The 20,432-nt window shown below is 67.0% G+C and carries 13 protein-coding genes and 3 pseudogenes; 11 read left to right on the forward strand and 5 right to left on the reverse strand.

From position 1 onward, the window contains the following. Positions 1-694: 694 nt before the first annotated feature. From DWB77_RS01835 to DWB77_RS01850, 4 genes and pseudogenes are all read left to right on the forward strand, one after another. Positions 695-5,059 carry a ricin-type beta-trefoil lectin domain protein gene (locus tag DWB77_RS01835; RefSeq protein WP_162952340.1) on the forward strand — a complete coding sequence of 1,455 codons (4,365 nt, stop codon included), beginning with the start codon at positions 695-697 and terminating at the stop codon, positions 5,057-5,059. 223 nt (positions 5,060-5,282) lie between these two features. Continuing rightward, positions 5,283-6,054 (forward strand): annotated as a pseudogene (locus DWB77_RS01840) (transposase family protein). A 139-nt stretch (positions 6,055-6,193) separates the two neighbouring features. Continuing rightward, positions 6,194-6,688, forward strand: coding sequence for a winged helix-turn-helix domain-containing protein (locus DWB77_RS01845; protein ID WP_428985095.1), 495 nt, complete (start codon positions 6,194-6,196; stop codon positions 6,686-6,688). Continuing rightward, entirely contained in the window at positions 6,685-7,275 is a 591-nt protein-coding gene (locus DWB77_RS01850) for a transposase (protein WP_120719585.1), read from the forward strand. Before DWB77_RS01845 ends, DWB77_RS01850 begins: the two co-directional genes overlap by 4 nt. 439 nt (positions 7,276-7,714) lie before the next feature. On the opposite strand, the gene DWB77_RS37480 is transcribed toward DWB77_RS01850, so the two are convergent. From DWB77_RS37480 to DWB77_RS01865, 4 genes and pseudogenes are all read right to left on the reverse strand, one after another. Beyond that, a complete protein-coding gene (locus DWB77_RS37480) occupies positions 7,715-8,794 on the reverse strand; it encodes a hypothetical protein (RefSeq protein ID WP_162952341.1) in 1,080 nt (359 codons plus the stop codon). An 846-nt stretch (positions 8,795-9,640) separates the two neighbouring features. Beyond that, positions 9,641-10,697 (reverse strand): annotated as a pseudogene (locus DWB77_RS39550) (IS701 family transposase). A 177-nt stretch (positions 10,698-10,874) separates the two neighbouring features. Further along, the gene (locus DWB77_RS01860) at positions 10,875-11,606 is read right to left on the reverse strand and encodes a DUF2071 domain-containing protein (RefSeq protein WP_162952342.1); all 732 of its coding nucleotides are present in this window, start codon (positions 11,604-11,606) and stop codon (positions 10,875-10,877) included. After that, positions 11,603-11,935 (reverse strand): metalloregulator ArsR/SmtB family transcription factor, encoded by a 333-nt coding sequence (locus DWB77_RS01865; RefSeq protein ID WP_120719586.1) that lies wholly within the window; start codon positions 11,933-11,935, stop codon positions 11,603-11,605. The genes DWB77_RS01860 and DWB77_RS01865 overlap by 4 nt, the downstream gene beginning before the upstream one ends. A 502-nt stretch (positions 11,936-12,437) precedes the next feature. Here DWB77_RS01865 and DWB77_RS01870 point away from each other — a divergent pair. The 4 genes and pseudogenes from DWB77_RS01870 (at position 12,438) to DWB77_RS01885 (ending at position 17,023) form a co-directional block, all read left to right on the forward strand. Then, the gene (locus tag DWB77_RS01870; RefSeq protein WP_120719587.1) at positions 12,438-13,052 is read left to right on the forward strand and encodes a hypothetical protein; all 615 of its coding nucleotides are present in this window, start codon (positions 12,438-12,440) and stop codon (positions 13,050-13,052) included. Positions 13,053-14,101: 1,049 nt separating this feature from the next. After that, a pseudogene (locus DWB77_RS39555) lies at positions 14,102-14,182 on the forward strand (site-specific integrase); the annotation flags it as partial. Between the two features lie 91 nt (positions 14,183-14,273). Beyond that, a complete protein-coding gene (locus DWB77_RS01880) occupies positions 14,274-15,830 on the forward strand; it encodes an FAD-dependent monooxygenase (protein WP_246033349.1) in 1,557 nt (518 codons plus the stop codon). Positions 15,831-16,426: 596 nt separating this feature from the next. Continuing rightward, positions 16,427-17,023: a hypothetical protein gene (locus DWB77_RS01885; RefSeq protein WP_246033350.1), complete on the forward strand. Its 597-nt coding sequence runs from the start codon at positions 16,427-16,429 to the stop codon at positions 17,021-17,023. Here DWB77_RS01885 and DWB77_RS01890 read toward each other — a convergent pair. After that, entirely contained in the window at positions 17,001-17,750 is a 750-nt protein-coding gene (locus DWB77_RS01890) for a transposase family protein (RefSeq protein WP_120719402.1), read from the reverse strand. The genes DWB77_RS01885 and DWB77_RS01890 overlap by 23 nt on opposite strands. Before the next feature lie 721 nt (positions 17,751-18,471). Here DWB77_RS01890 and DWB77_RS38620 point away from each other — a divergent pair. The 3 genes from DWB77_RS38620 to DWB77_RS01900 are packed head-to-tail and all read left to right on the forward strand — an operon-like array spanning position 18,472 to position 20,382. Further along, positions 18,472-18,825 (forward strand): hypothetical protein, encoded by a 354-nt coding sequence (locus DWB77_RS38620; RefSeq protein WP_246033351.1) that lies wholly within the window; start codon positions 18,472-18,474, stop codon positions 18,823-18,825. 17 nt (positions 18,826-18,842) lie between these two features. Continuing rightward, positions 18,843-19,919 (forward strand): protein-L-isoaspartate O-methyltransferase family protein, encoded by a 1,077-nt coding sequence (locus DWB77_RS01895; protein WP_246033352.1) that lies wholly within the window; start codon positions 18,843-18,845, stop codon positions 19,917-19,919. Positions 19,920-19,950: 31 nt separating this feature from the next. Next, positions 19,951-20,382 carry a cupin domain-containing protein gene (locus DWB77_RS01900; RefSeq protein ID WP_120719590.1) on the forward strand — a complete coding sequence of 144 codons (432 nt, stop codon included), beginning with the start codon at positions 19,951-19,953 and terminating at the stop codon, positions 20,380-20,382. Positions 20,383-20,432: the final 50 nt, after the last annotated feature.

Raw genomic sequence — 20,432 nt, forward strand, 5'->3', positions numbered from 1 at the left:
ACCTTACGGACTGCATGTTCGATGCGTACAGCAGATTCTTAGAATATTCTCAGGTGTCTAATGTCACACATGGCTCAACAGGCAACACATGGCGCCTATTGGACATTTGGCGCTATGTGAGCTTTGACAAGTGAAGACGTGTGGAGGAAATGTGCGCCTGATCTCTGTCCACACACCATTCACAGCGAGGACCTCCATCTTGAGGCCGTCAACTCCCCTTCCGTGGATACCGAGGCCGGGGGCCTCCCCACGCATACACACCGTCAGATCCTGGCTGCGCCCTCTCAGCGGGGCCGTGGCCCTGTCGCTGGGAATCGGGCTCCTGGTCACGCCTGTCGCGGCCGCTGCTGACGTCCGCGATCAGGGACCCGCCGACGTCAGCTGGCCCGCTTCGCCACCCAAGACACCGTCTGAGGAGCAGAGGGCGCTCGACGCCGCGCGGACCCAGGCTAAGAGTTCGGGCAGACCGGTGACGGTCAACTTTCTGACCACTGCGGCGTCGCAGACGGTTGCCAACCCGGACGGCACTCTCAGCACCGACTCTGCTGCCTCCCCCCAGCGAGTGAAGGCTGCGGGGGGCAGTTGGAAGAACATCGACCCGACGCTGCACACCAGTCCTGACGGCACAATCGTCCCCGCCGTTGTCCCGTCCTCGCTGGCATTCTCGGGTGGCGGTGAGGGAGCGATGGCCAGCATGGCCACCAGGGACGGCAAGAAGCTGGCGCTCAAAGCGCCTTTCTCCCTGCCGGCACCCGTCCTCAACGGCGACAGCGCGCTCTACCAGAACGTGCTCCCCGATGTGGACCTCGAGCTCACCGCCACCACTCTGGGCGGCTGGCGCCAGGTCCTGGTGGTGCACAATGCCCAGGCTGCGGCCAACCCTGCCGTCAAAAACCTGCACTTCAATGTGGTGGCAGACGGGCTGACGGTATCCGCTGACCCATCCGGCAACCTGACGGCAGCCGATGCAGAGGGCAAGGCACGCTTCACCGCACCCACCCCGGTCATGTGGGATTCGGCTAAGCCCAGCACGGCGCCGGCTCCCCAAAAGGCGGCCTTCTCCATCTTCTCTGCTCTGGACACGCCAGCCACTCCCGTTACCACGTCGACCACGGACGGCCCCGGCCCGGGGGCAGCTGTCGCCAAGGTCTCCGCGACCGTGACCGGCACGGGCATCGACCTCGTGCCCGACGCCAAGGTGCTCAGTCAGGGCACGGGGCCGTGGTTCATCGACCCGGGCTGGAACCCGTCTACCGACAGCGGCGGGGTGCAGGCCTGGGCTCAGGTCCAGGAGGCATACCCGGACACGAACGAGTACAACGGCACTCAGTACCAGCAGGACACCCCGGCCACCGGCTACTGCGGCTACGTCGACACCGAGCACCCGTGCAGTCCTACAGGGCGCACCCGTGCCTACTTCCAGGTGGGCATCGCGGGCTTCCTCCACAACCAGGGGGCAGTGGTACTTGAGGCGCGGCTGAAGGCCACCATCATCGCCTCGTCCAGCCCGTCCACCAACACCCCGCTGAGCCTGTACGACACAGGTTCGATCGGCAATCCGACCAGCTGGAACCACCAGCCCTGCGGAACCGGGTCCGTCATGGGCGGCTGCAACAAGCTCGGCACCTTGTCGGTCTCCGGCACCGGCGAGATCGACTACGGGGTTCGGGACACCATCAAGTCAGGTGTCGCCAACGGCTGGCCCAACTTCACCTTCGGCCTCGCTCCCGACAACGAAAGCAACAAGTACTACCGTCAACGCTTCAGCTCGAAGTCCGGGCAGGCACCGCACCTCGTCATCACGTATGACATCAAGCCCACCGTGAGCAACCCCCGCACCAGCCCCACACCCGGGTTCGCCAGCACAGGGTCCTTCACTGCATGCAGTCCGACCTGGGACGCTGCCGGCTGGATCGGTGCAAACGCCGACACCGCTCTAGCCGTGAACGCGAACTCGCCCACCAACGAGACCGTCAGCACGAAGTTCAAGATCTGGGACAACGACAACAACAACAGCACCACCAGCTTCGCAACAGGCTGGAACGCGAGCGGCACGGCCACCGTCAACGCGGGTGCCCTGGCCGACGGCCACCGCTACGGCTGGCAAGCCCTGACCACAGACGACACCCTCACCAGCGATGTCAGCGGCACCTGCTACTTCCTTGTCGACCGTACTCCGCCTACCGCTGCCGTCTCCTCCGCCGACTTCCCCGCCTCCGGCACTCTCAACGCCAAGCCTAAGTACGGGGGTCAACCAGGGACGTTCACGCTCACCGGCACCGACCCGGTGCCCGCATCCGGGGGCCGTAGCTCCGGCTTGGCCTGTGCCCGATGGACGACGGATCCGGTCAAAGCTGCGGCCACCGGCTGGAAGTGCACCGACACCAGCGCCGGAATCGTCAAGTTCTCCGGCGGCAAGGCCGACGTCACCATCACGCCCTCGCACTGGGGCACCAATTTCGTTTACCTGCAGACCCAGGACGACGCGGGCAACATGTCCCAGCCCGCCGTCTACAGTTACTACGCGCCATCCAATCCGAACGATCCCGTCAAGCCCGTCTTCGGCGACGTCACCGGCGACAAGATCCCGGATGTCCTCCTTCCAGACTCGGCTGGCGACCTCCGGCGGATCAGCGGCGGCACCGATCCCAACATCGCACCCAGTGCGTCGTTCAAGACAGCCGACGACAGCGACCCCCGGGCCAGTTTCCACGCCTCACCCAGCGGAAACGGCTGGACGAACACCCAGGTCACCCATCGCGGCAGTCTCGGTTACAAGAACGTCGACGACCTAATTGCCCATCAGCCCGGGGATACCAAGCTCTATCTCTACCCCAACGACACAGCTGGCAACCGGTTCGACGGCCAGGCCCGCATCGCCATCGCCAAACCGACCAGCTGCGCACTGGCGGACGCCACCACCAGCATCACCTGTGCCGATTACGGCTTCAGCACGAGCGACTGGTCGAAGGTCACCCAGATCTCGGCCTTCGGCGCCCTGGACGGGGACTCCGCAACTCAGCAGCCCAGCACTGGCCAATACGCCCTGCACCGCTCCTCCCTGCTGTTCGTGGAGAACGGGCGCCTGTGGCTGAGCCTGCCGGCCTCCACCAACACGCTGGACTCCCCAGCCATCCTGCTCTCCGCCAACGACCAGCAGTGGGACAACTACGACCTGATCACCCCCGGCCGAGCCAAGGGCACCAACCTCCCCACCCTGTGGGCCCGCTCCAAGGCCGACGGCACAATCCGTGCCTTCCCGGTCAAGGGGACCACCGACGCACCCGACTTGACCGGATTCACTGCTCCCGGCCAGGGCAGCGTGCTCGGCACGGTCGATTCCGCCCGTTACCCACGGATGGGATCCGACGGTGACCTGACCGGTGACGGCATCCCGGACCTGTGGGCCGTCGATGCCCACCAGCAGCTCGTCTCCTGGAACGGCACCGGCACCGCGCCCACCACCCAGTTCCCCAACCCGGACGTCACCGGGTTGTCCTCGGATCTGACTCCGCAGGGCAACCTCAACATGCCCACCGCGGCCTGGAATTTGACCGGCCCTGCCGCAGACGGCACCGTCCCCAGCAGCACCGGCAACTACCCCGGCACCACGGCCAACATCACCTGGCCAACCGGCATCATCGACGGCCGCCCCAATGACTACGCCGCCTTCAACGGCCCACAGTCGACGATCACCACCAACGCGTCCGCTGTCGACACCCGCAACAGCTTCACCATCAGCGCCTGGGCGAAGGCTTCCGGTGCCGGCGGGGTGATCGTCAGCCAGGACAACACCGCGGCTCAGCGAAGCGACTTCCTCCTCTACCCCGATTCCGACGGCAGCACCTGGCGCTTCGCGCTGACCAACCCCACTAAGCCGAGCACCAGTTGGCAGTACGACAACACCGAAGCGGTCAATTCACAAGCCCGGGTCAATCCCGATGTCTGGACCCGGCTCACTGCCGTCTACAACGCCGACACCGGCCGGATGAGCCTCTATGCCAACGGCGTGCTGGTGGGGTCCGGCAGCCACAACAGGACCAACAGCGCGGCACCCACAGGGCCGCTCGTCTTCGGCCGCTACCAGGCCAAGGGCACATCCAACCCGATGGGCGCGGGCCTGTACGGCGGCGCCAGCAACCTCGCCGTCTATCCGTACGCCGCCTCGATCACAGCGCCTGACGCCCGCGGCCCCGTAACCGTCACGAGTTCGGCAACCACCTGCATCGATTCCGATGGCGGACAGAACACGGACGGCACCAAGGTCCAGATCTACACCTGCAACCAGACCGCTGCCCAGCAGCTCGAACTCCGGGACGACGGCACGTTGCGCATCCTCGGCAAGTGCGTCGACGCCGTCAACAGCGGCACCACCAACGGCACTCTGCTTCAGCTCATGACCTGCAAGGGCACCGCGAACGAGCAGTGGCAGGCACGCGCAGACGGTAGTTACCTCAACGTCAACGCCCAGCGCTGCATCGACCGGAACAACAACACTCTGGCCAACAAGACGCAGTTGCAACTGTGGGACTGCAAGAACATCGACGCACAGACCTGGACGAGCGCAAGCCTCGGCACTGCGTCCCTTCCCGCTCCCCTGCCACTGCCCGACAACGGGAAGGCCCCCACGGTGCCGACCGGCGGCCTCCTCCACAACGTCAACAGCCGTTACTGCCTGGAGATCAACAACTCCAGCAAGGACGATGGAGCGCCCGCCCAGCAGTGGGCCTGCATCGGGCAGGCCGGCGCACAGTGGCAGTTCCGCCCCACCACCACTGTGGGCGTCTACGAGATCCTCAACGCCAACAGCGGGAAGTGCCTGGAGATAGCCAACTCCAACACCGCCGACGGCGCCCACGCCCAGCAGTGGACCTGCAAGGGCATCCCCACCCAGCAGTGGGCCATCAAGCCCATCGACACGACCGGCAACTGGAACATCGCCAACCTGAACAGCGGCAAGACCTTGGAGATCGACAGCTCGAGCAAGGCCGACGGGGCCCCCGCTCAGCAGTGGGCCCGCGTCGGCGACGCCAAGCCCTCACAGAGCTGGTACCTGTAATCGCCAACACCTGAACGAGTCACAGACAAGCCGGCGGCCGGTCACTACCTCGGAGGAGGAAAGCGACCGGCCGCCGGCCGTTCAGGCGCATTAAGGGCACAGTGCCGAACGCGCGCCGCCGGAGTGGAATCCGCACCGGTGCGTCACCTCAGCACATCACAAGCGTCGCTGATGCGGCGCTAAAGCGTGTTGCAGAAGGCTTAGATTCGGGCATCTTGCCTGTATGGGCGGGGTGTTGAAGGCCGAGTCATTGTGGGTGGAGACGTTCACGGGACTGCGGATGCGGCAGTTCGAGCGACTGCTGAAGGTCGTGCGAGAACGGGGCGGAAACGGGGCCCGGTGGCGGCCGCCCTTGGTGTCTGCCACTGGCGGACCGGGTGCTGCTGGTGGCCGTCTACTACCGCACGAACCTCACCATGCGGCAGCTCGCGCCGCTCTTCGGCGTCTCGCCGGCGACGGTGTGCCGGGTGATCCAGCGGCTGCGGCCACTGCTCGCGATCGAGCCCGTCTCCCGGTCGGCCGACGCGGTCGACCGGTTGTGGATCGTAGATGGCACCCTCATCCCGGTCCGCGACCGCAAGACCGGAGCATCCTCACGCAACTACCGGTTCTCGGCAAACGTGCAGGTCATCATCGACGCCGACACCAGACTGGTGATCGCCGCGGCCCGGCCCGTGCCCGGCAACACCGCGGACGCGAAAACGTGGCGGGACTCCGGCCTGGCCGCTGCCTGCGACGGCGTGACCGTGCTAGGAGACGGCGCCTACATCAACACCGGACTCGTCGTCCCACACCGCAAACGCCCCGGCCCTGCCCTGCTGCCCGGCGAAGAGGAGGACAACGCCGAACACCGACGGGTACGGGCCCGCGTCGAGCACGCCTTCGCCCGCATGAAGCACTACAAGATCCTCCGCGACTGCCGACAGCGCGGCAACGGCCTCCACCACGCGGTCCAGGCCGTCGCCCACATGCACAATCTCGCCCTGGTCTCATGAGCGGACCGGCCACAATCTCCGCCTTGACCTATCCTGACACGACCTTCTGCAACACGCTTTACTGATCTTTTCGTAAGTTCAGTGGGCATAGTGGCGGTGTAGGTGGGACGCTGTCGGGATGGCTTATCAAGCTTCGCCTATGGCCGCCGGATCGCCACTTCCTCCTTTGTCGCGGCCGCAGTTGGCGGAAGCGCGTCGCGTTCGGGCGGTGGAGTTGTTCGAGGAGGATGTCTCGAATGCGGAGATCGCGCGGGCGGTAGGGGTATGTGCCGAGAGCGTGCGGCGATGGCGTCGGGTGTGGGAGAAGGACGGTGCTTCCGCGTTGCGGCGGCGGGCATCTACCGGGCGCCCGCCCAAACTGGACGACTCCCAGGTCGAGGCGGTTCGGACCGCGTTGGACCGCGGCGCCCAGGCTCATGGTTTCGAGGCCGACTTGTGGACTCTGGAACGTGTCGGAGAGATCGTTGCCCGGGTGACAGGGGTGGTGTTGTCCAGGGCATCGGTGTGGCGGCTGCTGACGGGCCGACTGGGATGGAGTCTTCAGCGCCCTGAGCGGCGGGCGGTCGAGCGGGATGAGTCGGAGATCGCCCGCTGGGTCTCCCACGAGTGGCCGCGCATCAAAAAAGGGCGGTGAACACACGTGCCTGGATCGTGTTCCTCGACGAATCAGGCGTCTCACTCTTGCCGCAGGTCCGTCGCACCTACGCACCCCGAGGACGGACCCCGCTCCTTCGCCACCGCCTGAACTGGAAGCGGGCGTCGATGGCCGGCGCCCTGGGCTACCACTCCACCGACCCCGAACGCGGGGCACGACTGTGTTTCCATCTCAAGCCCGGCAGCTACGACACTCTCGGACTCATCGAAGTCCTGGAACAGATGAAGGTGTTCTACCGCGGCGAGGACGTGGTTCTGGGCTGGGACGGCCTGTCCGCTCACTGGAGCCGGGCCATGCGGGCATGGGTCGCCGAACAGGACTGGCTCACACTCGAGCGATTACCCGCCTACGCACCCGAGCTGAACCCGGTGGAACTGTTGTGGTCCTCGCTCAAGAAACGTGAACTCGCCAACCTCGCCGGCGACCACCTCGCAGACGTCGCCGACGCCACCGAACAAGGCATCCACCGCATCAACAACAATCCACAACTCCCCTGGTCATTCCTCACCCACACCGGACTCACCATCCACCCACCACACCCACCGAACTTACGAAAAGATCAGTAGTCGTCGTTCACGCAGATGAGATCGACGACCGGGTTCAGTCGAGGCCTGTTGGGACAGCACCTTCGACCACACGTCTCAGACGTGCCACGCAAACGGGATCGTGTGGAGAAACGCAGTACAGGGCGTGGTCGCGCCCTCTCCCCCTTGGTGGCCCCCCGGCCCCCGGATGACGCGCGCACGGTTGCTGTGAAGAAACTGTGTGCGCAGTACACACCATAGGCGTAATGGGCATGTACAGGGCAAGGGATTCTTTGCGCCACGAAAACAAGTCATGGGCGCGCAGTTGGCCTACATCTTGGACTCAGAGTCTCCTGCCCCTGCCGCGAAGCGGAGTCACGGCTGCGCGGAAACCCGACCATCCTCGCCGAACCGAGTCGCTCCGCGCAGCAGACTCACTTAAATGCAGTGTGTTCGAAGGGCCCCTTCGATGCCTGAGGTGTCACCACTGCTCGCCAGTTTGAGGTGGCCCAAGCCAACGCTTCGTGTGGGTTCCATGGGATCCGGTTCGAGCTGCGAAGGCCGCTCGACCCTCCCCGCCCGATGAGTCCCCCATCCCGCACAAGAACCATAGGCCGCGAAGGCTGTCGAGGAAGATCTGCGCTGGTCGTGAACCTGGTGGATGGACTTGCCGTTGGGAGACCCACTCCACCAGGATCCCTCCAGCCGCTCTCGCCTCGGCGGCAGAGTTCACTCCGTGATGATGGAGGCGACCTTCTGAGGCCGTGAACCACATGGCATCGAACCACTCAAGCACGAGTTCGCGCATGCGGCGCAGATCATCCTCCTCGACGGCCAGGAGATGATGAAGGCGCTCCTCGGCGCAGGTCTCCCTTCGCACCGCGCGCTGCTGGCTATGGCAGATCGCCGCAAGCGTCCAGGCAGCCCGCGACCCCTCAGACGGGCCGTCGAAGGCCAGCGCCGCTCGTAGGTCTGCCATCAATGGCTGGTCATCCAGAGGGAGTTCAGGATGGTTCAGCCACGTCAAAATGCCATGAATGCGCCCGTTCACCTCTGACCGCGTCTCGTTCTCGTACCGGGGGCGGCGCTTCAGGTTTGCCCGCATCTGTTTCACTGCGGCGCCGTCTCGCATGTCCAGAGCGCCAGCGACTTCAGCCCAGTTGTACTCGGGCGTTGCAGCGTCCCGGTCATCCTGCGGGATGTTCTCAAGCTCTTGGTGCTCTTCCTCGCGTCGTGCGAAGTAACGAGGGAAGAACGTCTTGGCAAGGGACACCTTGACGCGTTGAGCAGGCACTTTCACATCGTTGAAGAAAGCCAATAGGACCAGATCGTCGAGACGGCGTGCTGACGAAGCACAGGTCAAGAGCCCTGACACGAGCGCGACTGTCTCCCACCGGTAGATCAATTTGCCACTGGACCGGATGAGGGTGCCGGGCCCCGGGCGCGGGATCAAGCCGGCGGTCCGCCATCGCTCAAGGCGAGCGACGCTCAGCTTCACATCGTGCGTGGCCATGATGTCAATTAAGTGCTGATCAGCACTTGTCGGTGTTCCTCGTGTCATGTGGCCACGATAGGAAAGCGCCTCATCCAACCAGAGCCCGCGAGCGCGGGACAGCCGTACGCACAACTCTGCACCAGCGCCCCGGCCAAGGGCGCCCTCTTTAGATCTCCTCATGCCTCCCGGCCAACACCGCGGCCAGAAGAACCACCTCGAGGACGTGCCTACAGACGGAGCAGCACGCGGACGCCCTCCGCAAGTGAGCTGCGTCGCCAGCCCGCAGCCCGCAGCCCGCACCCCGCGCCTGAATGCCCTAAGGCAGCCGTTCCGTCACCGGCCACGTAGCCAACCGGACACCCCGGGACCCTTCTACCCTTCCACAGCCAAGGCACCCTTCACCATGCCCTACGTCGATCCCCTGAATATCCTCATCGGCGCTGAGCCCGCAGCGCAGTTCATCAACGGGGCCCGCACGACCAGCATGTAAGCGCCCAACGGTCCATCGCGGTCCCGGCGATGTCCGTCCGCACGATCCGCGACCGCCGCGACCGCCGCGAAGAGACGTTCCCGGCATGTCCCGCACCGGATGATAGGTGGGCACCGCTCCTTCGCCCATATCTGATCGGCTGGGCCTTGTCTCCTCAGTAGACCTTCCGCACCTGCGACGAATGGATCTGTCCCAACCACCGGTATTCCTCTCCGCCCAGTCGCGGGCTACGAGGACAGAGAGGGTGCGGGCGTAACCACCGTTCGGCTGGCAGCACATGATCAACCGCAATGACCCTGCCCGGTCCCGAACGGCGGCGCGTGACCTGGATGAGCTGGGAGAATCCGTTTCTGCTTTGCCGGTGTCCAGCTGCTGGCGGGCCCGCAGGACGGTGAGGCAGGCGTGGACGGCCATGGCGAGTGTCATGTGGCGGTGCCAGCCGGGATAGCGGCGGACCTGGTAGTCATCCAGGCCGCACTCCTGTTTGGCAGTCTGGAAGCATCCCTCGATGGCCCACCGGCTGCCCGCGACGCGGACCAGGTCATCCATGGTCGTCTCGGCGGGGCAGTAGGCGATGCAGTAGGAAATCTCTTGGGTGATCGCCCGACGCTGCGTCGGGCGATCACCCAGCGCCAGCGGTCGGGCCGGTGCCAGGGCCGGACCTCGACGCGGGCCCAGTCGTAGATCCGCAGGCCGCGAGCCCCGCTGCCGCAGGAACGGCGCTTCCACTTCTGCCGGGCAAGGCCGGTGAACAGGTCATGGACAGGGTGGTCGAGTGCCCAGCGGGTGACCCCGGTCTCGTGCCGGGTGGTGGCCATGACGTGGAAGACGTCCGTCTGCTCGAACCGCCAGCCCTTGCTGAAGCCGTAAGCGGCATCCGCGGTCACCCAGCCGCACGGGATCTTGTCCGCGATGGCTTTGCGGACCATCGCCCTGGCCATGGCCACCTTCGTCTTGAAACCGGTCTCGTCCCCGATGGCGGCCCGGCGACACCGCCCGGTCGTCCGTCCAGGAAGGGGGCAGATACAGACGGCGGTCGATCAGCGTCCTGCCTCGCTCGGTGGCATAGGCGAGGAAGACGCCGATCTGGCAGTTCTCCGTCCGCGCGGCCATGCCGGAATACCGCCGCTGAACACCGCCCGTCCCGGTTCCCTTCTTCAGGAAGCCGATGTCGCCCACCATCAGGACCGCCCTATGGTCCGCGAGGTTCTCCACCACGTACTCACGGACGTCGTTCAGGACTTCGTCGGCGTTCCAGTCAATCCGGTTCAGCATCCGCTGGATGCGGTCCGGACCGTCACGGCCCGCCTGTTCGGCCACGGTCCAGCCGTTCTCGCGCTGCAACGGAGCGATCAGACCCCGCATATACGCCAGAGCCGACTCACGCAGCTCCGACCTGCTGAAACGATGCATGAACCGCTCATGCACCGCGTCCAGTTCAGCCGCCCAGAGCCTGACATCAGCAAGGTCCCCACCCATAACCACACCAACGACCACACTGGCCACCAGTCACGGCAAACACCGTTGCAGTAGTAGGCCCCACCCCAACGCCCCCGCCCATGTCACGAGATCCGGGAAACAATGTCTGGCACGCTCAGTCTTGGCCCATGCCATCGAGCACTGCACTCTCGAGGCAGACTGCGCGTCGCACACACTTCAGTTGGCGGCCAGTGCCATGGAGGGCAGTGGTTCCCATCGGACGGAGAGGTTGCGCATGACCAGGGCGCAGTCGAGAGTCGCGGTCCCGGGCGGGAAGCGGTTGGGGTCGTCGAAGAACGAGGAGGTGGCAGAGCGCACCCGGCAAGCCTCCATCCGCCAGGTGTCGGCGTGGAGTGCCATACCGTCGAGATGGCTGCCAGGTCTGGTGGTGGAGAATCCGTTGGCTTCGCCTTGGAAGAAGGCCGATGCTTCGTTCAGGTCGGTGAACAATTTACTGCCACTCAGCTCGTCGGCCAGGGCGACAGCGACCTCCAACTGGGCAGCGCCGTCCCTGGCATCGAAGGCGATGTGCAGTTCGTCCGGCGTCTCGTGGACCCGGAACTCCGCCAAGCGGTAGTCGCCCGGGAAGAGGCGGCCGCCGGCGGCCGCGTTGACGCGCGAGGCAGTATCGCGACGCGGGATGTAAACGCCGGTTTCGACGCCATCCGGTCCGTCCCACTCGACGGCAAAGCGGTGGGCCGCGTTCTCGCTGCGCAGTCCGACACCCCTGGGGGCCCAGGTGGGGCGGACCTTGCTGAGCCGAAGCATGCAGATACTGGCGAGGGCGTGGCCGTGGATCAGGCGCGGACGCATGCGCACGGGGAGCAGTCGCGCAACAACCTCTGGATCAACTCGGTAGTTCACCAGGAGCCGGCGTTCGATGGTGCTGGAGAGGTGGGGCTGCATCATGTCTCGTCGCTTTCTGTGGCGTGCCGCCATTTGGTGTGGCGGAGCACGATCTGTTCGGGGCAGACGGCACTGAGAAACCGGCCTACACCGATGGCCAGCCGGTCCTCCACGAGCGCGTAGATGATCCGGTTGCCATCTCGACGCTCGGTAAGCAGTCCCGCCTCCTTGAGCACTCTGAGGTGGCGCGAGATGGACGGGGTGCTGATCGCGAACCGGCTCGCGATCTGTCCCGCCGGGAGCTCGCCATCTCTGAGGTGCTCCAGGATTTGTCGTCTCGTCGGGTCGGCGAGGGCGCGGAACACCCCTGCCTCGTCGTCGTCCTGAGTCATATTCAATATTTAGCACAGTAGCTAAATACCTAACAAGGGTAGTCCGAGAGCCCGAGTGGACGTGCTGGCATGGCGCGACGAGCCACGGGCTCCGCTTCGGCCCCTCGCCTGAAGAAGCGGTCGGCACGAACTGAGCACACGGCCACCGAACCTCGCGCTCCACTCGCAAGTGAAGCGCGCTCAGTCAGAGATGCGACGTTCGTGTACGCATGGCCCGCTACCGCTCGTTGTCGAGCCGTTCCACGTCGGTGAACTCCACGTCAAGCCGTGCGCGCGGGAGTTGTCGGCGCGGAAGTACGTCCGGACAGGGCCCTCGATGACGATCTGCCGAACCTGGTCCTCCGAGGCCCAGAGTTACCCGGATAGTCAATGGAGTAGCCCGACTGGGACAGGGTCTGCGAGGACCCCCGCCTATGCATCGACTGGCGCCAGGGGTCGGCAGAAGTCCCGGGCTCCGGGCGCCGTATGGTTCGGCTTCCCACCGCGCGAGAGGAACGATGCGATGTTCGGTTATTGGCTGGGGGTCGTCCGACGGCTGGCCCTGCCCGCGCTGGCGACAGGCGTGGTGTGCACGGCAGCCATGACCGTCGCGCTGGTCCTGGGCGACGGCACGCCCTGGAGTGGCGCCGCTCCCCAGGCCCTGGCCGCATGCGCGGCGGTCGCCCTCGCCTTCACCGTCATTCTGTCCACCTCCATAGTGGTGAGCGCGGCCCGCACAGCCCGCCGCTACGGGCTCACGCTCGGCCCCGAAGCCGTAGCCCTGCCCTCCGTCCGCGAGGTGCGCGTACCCGCCATTGAGGGCAGGACCGCCTTCCAACTGACAGACAGCGTGCGGTACGCGGTCGAGAGGGACCCCGATCTACGGTTGGAGGCGATCACCGCGCTCGGGCACGGCACCCTGGACCTGACTCTGCGCGGACCCTCGGACACGACGGTATTCGTACAGGTCCGTATAACGACCGAGTCGCTGGAGACGGCCGCCGTCGTGGAGGCACGTCCGGCAGCCACGTACAAACGGCTGGACGCGGGAGCCTGCTGGGCCATCGCCCGCGTCGTCGAGGAACGTGTGGCGCAGACGCTGCGTGCCGAGGCTACACACGGCGTTACCGCTCGCTGACAGCCGGCCGCCCACGCGGCCGACGCTTCCTGTCCCGGGCCGCTGACCCGGGACAGGGCCAGAGCGCGGCCAGGAGCAACCGCCGGTCACCGGCACATACTCGATCACCTGGCTCGCAACATCGCCGAGGACCCCAAATCCCGCCTTCCCACAGATTCGGGTGTGGGCGTGGTATCAGGTGCCGCGTCGTCCCGCACGGGATACGCCCCCTCGAACTGCGGGGCGCTGCCGCCTCCGATGAACTGCCCCGTCTGCTGGATCAGTTGACTGCGGCGAACTGGCCGACAGCGCCCTCACTGACACCCACCTCAGCGAAAGCGTCCTCCTCCCCCGCCCCTTTCCCACCCTCGTCCCAGAAGAGGCTCCGTCCTGAGTCCGCTGCGACGGAAAGGGTGTTGCAGGCAGACGAGCCCTCTTGTTGCATGATCGGGCCCATCCGAATCGTGAGGGAGGGGATGCGTATGAAGACCGAAAGCGACACCCGACCGGACTTCCCCTAGAGCGTCGATGGCGACTCGATCTGGGGCTGAAAGCCCGAGTACCAGCTGAGCCCCGGCCGCAGAAAGCGGCCGGGGCTCAGTCGTGATGCGCTGGCAGTACAACTCACCACCCTTAGGGTGTCGTTCAGCAGGCCGTTCCGGAGGCGCCGCGCCGTCTCGCAGCGGGTAGACAGGCGCGTCGTCAGTCCTTCAGGAGCTGCAATTAGTTGTCGCCTGGCCGCATCGGGATGTCGAAGCCCTCGATGCCCCCGTCGGGTTCGTCGTTCCCCGAGGCCGTACTCCAGCATCCGGAGATCAACATCGAGCTGGCAGCGCGCGCACGCAGAGCGAATTTGAAATCGGCTTCTGAGGGGTTGGCCTATGCCAGCCCTGTCAAGCCGTCCGACACCGGGGTGGCGACCCTTCCGTCTGGAACACGACCCGGCGCGGCAGTGCCGGGGCTCAGGTTAGCTGTCGGCGGTCCGCGGCTTCTTCGTCCAGCTCGGGGTGCGTCCGCCCCAGGTCAGGCGGCGGGCCATGAAGGTGATGAACTTCAGATGGGCTTCGGCGGTCCGCCGCCACTTCAAGTCGTCCCCCGAAGCGATCTCGGAGCTGACCAGCCTGCTCGCGCCCGGCGATAGCAGCCGATGAGCCTCGTTCCTTGAACGTTCTCCGCCCGGGACGGGTCCTTGACACCGCTGCGCCTTTTTGGCCTCTTCGCCCCTCGGCCATAGTCGGCGCCATGGACTATGACGTAGTGGTGGCCGGAGGCGGCCCGGTCGGACTGATGCTGGCCTGTGAGCTCCGGCTCGGAGGCGCGCGGGTGGCCGTCCTGGAACGCCTCACCGAAGTGAACCCGACGATCAAGGGCGGGGCGATCACCACGCCCAGCGCCGAGGCGCTCTACCGCCGAGGCATGCTGCCCGCGCTGGCCGAGGTGCAACGGCAGACGATGGACCGCTACCAAGCATTCATGCGCGAGCAGAACGGCGAGGACGGAGGCGGGGGCGCGGGTCAAGGGCTCGGGATCGTCGGGCACTTCGCCGGAATCATGCTGCGCGCCGACCTGGTCGACCGTACGGAGCCGGGCCTCGGCGACGCCGGACCCGCCTCCGAGATCGCTTTCGTGGCGCAGCAGGACATCGAGCGGCTGCTCGGCGGGCGGGCGGACGAGCTCGGCGTCGACATGCGCCGGGGAGTGGCGCTGACCGGCTTCGACGCGGACGACGAGGCCGTCACCGTGCGGACCAGCCACGGGGCCATACGCGCCGGCTGGCTCGTGGGCTGCGACGGCGGCCGCAGCGCGGTCCGCAAGCTCGCGGGGTTCGAATTTCCCGGTACGGAACCGGAGATCACCTGTCACCAGGCGGTCGTGGAGATGACCGGCGCCGAGGACCTGAAGATCGGCTGGACCGCCACGGACACCGGGGTGTGCGCCTACGGGCCGATGCCGGGCCGCGTCGTCACCGTGGAGTTCGACGGGCCGCCGGCCGACCGGGACGCGCCGGTCACCACCGAGGACCTCCAGGCGCGGCTGCGCCGCGTCTCCGGCGTGGACATCACGATCACCCAAGTGCAGACCGCGACCCGCTTCACCGACCACGCCCGCCAGGTGACCGACTACCGCAAGGGCCGGGTGCTGCTGGCGGGTGACGCGGCGCACGTGCACTCCGCGTTCGGCAGCCAGGGGCTGAGCCTGGGTATCGGGGACGCGATGAACCTCGGCTGGAAGCTCGCCGCGGTGATCGCCGGCCGGGCGCCGGAAGGGCTGCTGGACACGTACACCGCCGAGCGGCACCCGGTCGGTGCGTGGGTCCTGGACTGGACCCGGTCCCAGGTCGCGGCCATGCGCCCGGACCCGCAGTCCCGGGCCCTGCGCGAGATCGTCAGCGACCTGGCGGGGACGGTCGCGGGCACCACGTACCTCACCGCGCGGCTCAACGGTGGCGGGGTGCGGTACGAGCTGCCGGGCGAGCACCCGCTGACCGGCCGCAGCACCCCGGACCTCGAACTCACCGACGGCGGCCGCCTCGCGGACCACCTCCACGGCGGCCGGGCACTTTTGCTCGACCTCACCGACGACCCGGAGCTCCGGGCCCTGGCTGCGGGATATGCCGGCCGCGTCGACACCCTGACGGCCGGCTGCCCGTCCCGCCCGGAACTGGCGGCGGTCCTCGTCCGTCCGGACGGCTTCACGGCCTGGGCAGCCGACGCCGGGGCGAAGGCGCCGACGGCCGGGCTGACGGAAGCGCTGGAGGAGTGGTTCGGAGTGCCAGAGGGCGCAGTGACGCCGGGGTGATCCGCCGCTCTGCTGACTGACTCGAACCACGAGCCGATCCCACCACGGCCGCCGCACCCACCCGGTGGGGCGGCCGCCCGCGCCCCAGTCCCGGCCCAGCAGCAGCCGGAGCTACCGGCCGCCTACGTACCCGCCGCCACGCCCTCCACCGGTGTTACCGCTCCCGGGCCCTACGAACCGGTCGCCAGTGCAACCGTCACCGCCGGGACAACCAGCGGTGACGGTCACCCGCACCGGGGTCAAACCTCTTCGGCCGAGTCCGGATCGCGCAGCGGACGCAGGCCGCCCGGCAGTTCGGGAAGTCGTTCCGGGCGTTTGCCCCCGTCGCGGTCGTAGACCGCCCTGCCCGCTTCATCGCCGGGCCGTCCGGCAACGCGTCCTGTCTCAACGTAGCTTGAGCAGTCTCAGCGAAGTTGGATCGGTCGGACGGTGGCGTGCCGTGACGCGATCAGTGTTACCTGGTCCCGATTTCCGTCATCTGCCGTTGTCGATCATCTGCGGCGCTTCGGGATGAACCTCACCTCGGCTGGGCTGCGGGGTCTGCCGCTCGGCGAGCGCGTGCCCCGTTGTCAGTGGCGTGTACTTGGATAGGCCGCATGACTGTTCACGACGTTGCCGAAGCTCTTCCTGATATCGCGACGCTGCGGGACCGGTGTCGGTCGATAGCCATGCTGGAGGCTGTGCTGAACCCTGACGGTGCGCGCCGCTACTCGTTTAACCGGGCCTGGTCCGAAACGGAGGAGATCGCCTCCATGCGCAACGGCTCGGGGGACGAGTTCGACGTCATCTTCTCTCCGGTCGGCGCGTATGTCCGAGGGTTCGACCACGAGTCGGAGATGAGCCCATATGTCGACGACGTGCCTTGGCCGGGCGTAGTGGACTCGGTCCCCGAGGTGTTCCGCAATTGCGTCGAAGAGCCGGCCTTCACAGACGACGGAATGCCAAGGGTGACGGCCTGCATGTGGCGTGAGGTGGGAAGCGAGCACTGGCAGGCAGGAGAGATTGACTTCCCTGAAGACAACGCCGACCCTGACGGCTCGGGTTGGCTGTTCCACCTGCTGGTCGACCCCTCGCCGGAGGCATTCCAGAAGTTCGCGGAGGACTACTACGAAATCCCGGTCGACATCCACGCGGTACGCCACGTATATGCCCTTCGCCCACTGAGCGTTTTCAGCGTTGCCTCTCCAGGGTGAGGACGGCTTTGGTGATGACGGTCATGCGGTTGGGGCTGATGCGGGATCTGCGGAAGATCTGCCAGGACTTCAGCCGTGCCATGCCGCGTTCGACTGGTGCTCGCGCCGCGGCCAGGGCCCGGTTGACGGTGCGCTGGGTGAGTGTGAGTTCACCGCCTGGTGGCCGTTTGAGTCCTGTGGTGACCCAGGGGCCGGCGCCCTGATAGGCGCGGTCGGCGATGATCGGGAGGCCCTGACGTTCGCAGATCCGGATGATGCGGTGGGTGCGGGCGGCGGTCAGGTCGTGGGTGCGGCCCGGCAGCGCGGGCGAGATCCACAGCACCTCGCCGGCGGGGTCGGTGACGACCTGGACGTTCACGCCGTGCCGGCGGTGCTTGGCCGAGTAGTCGGCCCGGCTGTCGCCGACGCGGTCGCACTCGACAAGGGTCCCGTCCAGCAGGATGAACTCCGGATCATGCTCGCGCAGCGTTCTGAGCAGGCCCGGGGCCCGTTCTGCGAGCAGGGCGGTCACGGCGGCGACATACGCGTGGGCGGTGCCGACCGATATCCCGAAGCCGGACGCGAGCCGGGTAAGGGTGTCGTGGTGGCGCAGGTACACCAGAGCGACGAGCGCCCGCTGGTGCGGCGGGAGTTTGCAGCGCCGGTCACCCTCGCGGGTGACGATGAGCATCGTGACCCACTCGACGAGGGCATGCGGGAGGTCGAGTGCGGCAGGATAGGGAACCAACAGGGCTCCTGTGCCGATGGGTTGGGACTTCGAACACCTCCCCCAACGGCACGGGGGCCTTGTGCGTTGTGGCCCTCACCTCGACCTCATCGGCGTCACCCGATCAGTGGCCACGCTGAAAACGCTCACTGACCCAGGACGTGGTCACCGCTTTGAACGACAAGGTATCTCTGGCCGGTATTGCCGACGCAGCCGCCACGATCGGCTATGCCATCGCCACCGGCTCCGCTCCCTGACCTGAACTCCGTCGCGCACCCTCCCGCACGGCGGATGCCGTGTGTGATCCTGACGGGCTCGTGCTCGAACGGGCGTCGCCCGCGCAACACTTCCTCAAGCAGCTCGCGCCGCAGGGCGTGGTGCCGTACGGCCATGGTCAGGCGACGTCCTGGGTGTCCTCAAATGTGACGTCGGGTCCATCCCCGCGTACATGGGGAGCAGACGGTGCGCGGGCCGAGCGCACGGACCTTCATGGGGCCATCCCCGCGCGCGGGGATGGCCCCTGGTGCGCTTCCGGCTTCGCCAGGCGGTAGGCCTGCCTCCCGCGCACGCGGGGACAGGGGCTTGCCACAGCAGGCTGGACGCTTACCGTGGATTCCCTCCGCGGCCCTCTGGAGGTCAGTGATGGAGTGGAAGCACCGCTCATCGATCGGCGACGACGGGCAGCAGCCTGACCGGCCGATCCCTCCCCCGCCCCCACCACCCACGCCCAAGAAGTAGCCCCGTGCCCACCGCTGCACATGCTGCCGCGCTCCTTGCCTCCATCGGCGAGCAGCGCGGTTCTCCCGTGCCCGCGCCGTACGCCGCCGCGTTCCGCGCCGTGCGCCGCCACTTGTTCCTGCCCGGCCGGATCTGGGTCCGCGACGGCCACGGCGGATACCGGCCCCTCGATCGCTCTGCCGACCCCGACGCCTGGGCTCGCGCTGCCTACAGTGACCAGCCGCTGGTCACCCAGCTCGCCGAGGGGGCACCGAAGTCGTCGGCGTCGATACCGTCGATGGTCCTTCACCAGCTCGAACTGGCCGGAATTGCCGACCTCGCCCGCCAGGGAGACGCGACAACCGTGACGGTGTCGTAGCGCCTCAAGTCCTCGAGTTGGGGACCGGGACTGGCTTCAACGCCGGACTCCTGGCCGCGCTCCTCGGCCAGGACGCGGTCACCACCCTCGACCTCGCCCCCTCCCTCACCACGCAGGCACAGCGGAACCTGAAGACGGCCGGCTACGCGCCCACCGTGATCGAGGCCGACGCCGCCGCAGGCTGGCCCCCGGGCGCGCCCTACGATCGGATCCTGGCCACGTTCTCCGTCGACAGCTTCCCCGACGCGTGGCGGGGTCAAGTCCGGCCCGAAGGCCTCATCGTGACGCCCTGGTACTCGGACTGGACCGCCTACGGCATGCTCTCTCTCGCCGTGGCCGCCGACGGTGCCGCGCAGGGACGATTCCACCCACAGGGCTCGTACATGACGATGCGCACCCATCATCCGGCCGCGCAAACCCCCGCCGCGCCCGGCGGAGCCGCCCGGCACCTTGGATCCGGCACCGCGGCGAGGGCAAGTACACCGCCGTTTAGGACCTGCCTGTCGCCCTGGGCCGTCAGCGGAGATCCCGACACCGAATTCCATCTCGGCCTCACCGTGCCCAACACCTCATACGATTGGGACACCACTGGCGAACACGCCCCCATCCGGTTCGCCCTCTACAGCGCCGACGGCTCCGTCGCAGCCGTTGACTACGACGGACAACAGGCCCACGAGTTCACCGTCACCCAGACAGGACGACGCCGCCTGGGGGATGAGACAGAAGCTGCATACGCGCGCTGGGAACGCTTCGGCCGCCCCGGCGTCGAACGCCATGGCCTGACCATCACTCCCGACAGCACCCACCGCGTGTGGATCGATGACCCCAAGCAGCGCCTGCATGCCATCCAGCAGCCTGCGCCCGCCCGGGACAGACCACGGCAGAGATGGGTGACGCTGCGCGACACCCACAATTTTCGACGGGAAAGGCCCGGCCTGCACGGGATTCGACCCCGGGTCGTGGCCGCTATCGAGGATGGCCGCCCATACTCCCCGACCGCTCGCGATGCGGGCCGTCCTGCACAGTCGGCTGTATGCAACCCCCGGGCCGACACAAAGGTCGGCCGATGGCCGCGCCCGAGATGCCCGTTGTGATGGCCCTCGCGGTGCGCCAATATGTTTGCCCATGAGCGAGATCTCCGACCTGGTCGCCCTGCTTCACCTGCAACCGCACCCGGAAGGCGGGTGGTTCCGGGAGACGTGGCGCACCGGGGCAAGCGCCGTTCCGGACGGGTATCCGGGGCAGCGTTCCTTCGCGACCGGCATCTACTTCCTTCTGCATCCCGGTGAGGCGTCCCGGTGGCACCGCGTGCGGTCGGACGAACTCTGGCTGTGGCACCGGGGCGGTCCGTTGACGCTCCGCCTCGGTGGCACCGGTGCGACCGCCGAGGAGGAGTCCGCCTCGGTCGTCGGACCCGATGTTGCCTCGGGGCAGCGGCCCCAGTCCTTGGTGCCGGCCGGCGCATGGCAGTGCGCGGAGCCGGCCGGTGACGAGCCGGTCCTGGTCTCGTGCGTTGTCGCGCCGGGCTTCGACTTCGAGGACTTCGAAATGCCGTAAGAGTCAGCACCGGTGCGGGCAGTTGACCGCCGCACCGTAGACCAGGGCCC

The sequence above is a fragment of the Streptomyces hundungensis genome (assembly GCF_003627815.1).
In the GTDB taxonomy this organism is placed as follows: Bacteria; Actinomycetota; Actinomycetes; order Streptomycetales; family Streptomycetaceae; genus Streptomyces; species Streptomyces hundungensis_A.

Coding starts and splice junctions, on each gene's coding strand:
- DWB77_RS37480 (WP_162952341.1), bottom strand. CDS start 8,794: ATGACACGAGGAACACCGACAAGTGCTGATCAGCACTTAATTGACATC.
- DWB77_RS01835 (WP_162952340.1), top strand. CDS start 695: ATGGCCACCAGGGACGGCAAGAAGCTGGCGCTCAAAGCGCCTTTCTCC.
- DWB77_RS01880 (WP_246033349.1), top strand. CDS start 14,274: ATGGACTATGACGTAGTGGTGGCCGGAGGCGGCCCGGTCGGACTGATG.
- DWB77_RS01865 (WP_120719586.1), bottom strand. CDS start 11,935: ATGACTCAGGACGACGACGAGGCAGGGGTGTTCCGCGCCCTCGCCGAC.
- DWB77_RS01870 (WP_120719587.1), top strand. CDS start 12,438: ATGTTCGGTTATTGGCTGGGGGTCGTCCGACGGCTGGCCCTGCCCGCG.
- DWB77_RS01885 (WP_246033350.1), top strand. CDS start 16,427: ATGACTGTTCACGACGTTGCCGAAGCTCTTCCTGATATCGCGACGCTG.
- DWB77_RS01900 (WP_120719590.1), top strand. CDS start 19,951: ATGAGCGAGATCTCCGACCTGGTCGCCCTGCTTCACCTGCAACCGCAC.
- DWB77_RS01845 (WP_428985095.1), top strand. CDS start 6,194: ATGGCCGCCGGATCGCCACTTCCTCCTTTGTCGCGGCCGCAGTTGGCG.
- DWB77_RS01860 (WP_162952342.1), bottom strand. CDS start 11,606: ATGATGCAGCCCCACCTCTCCAGCACCATCGAACGCCGGCTCCTGGTG.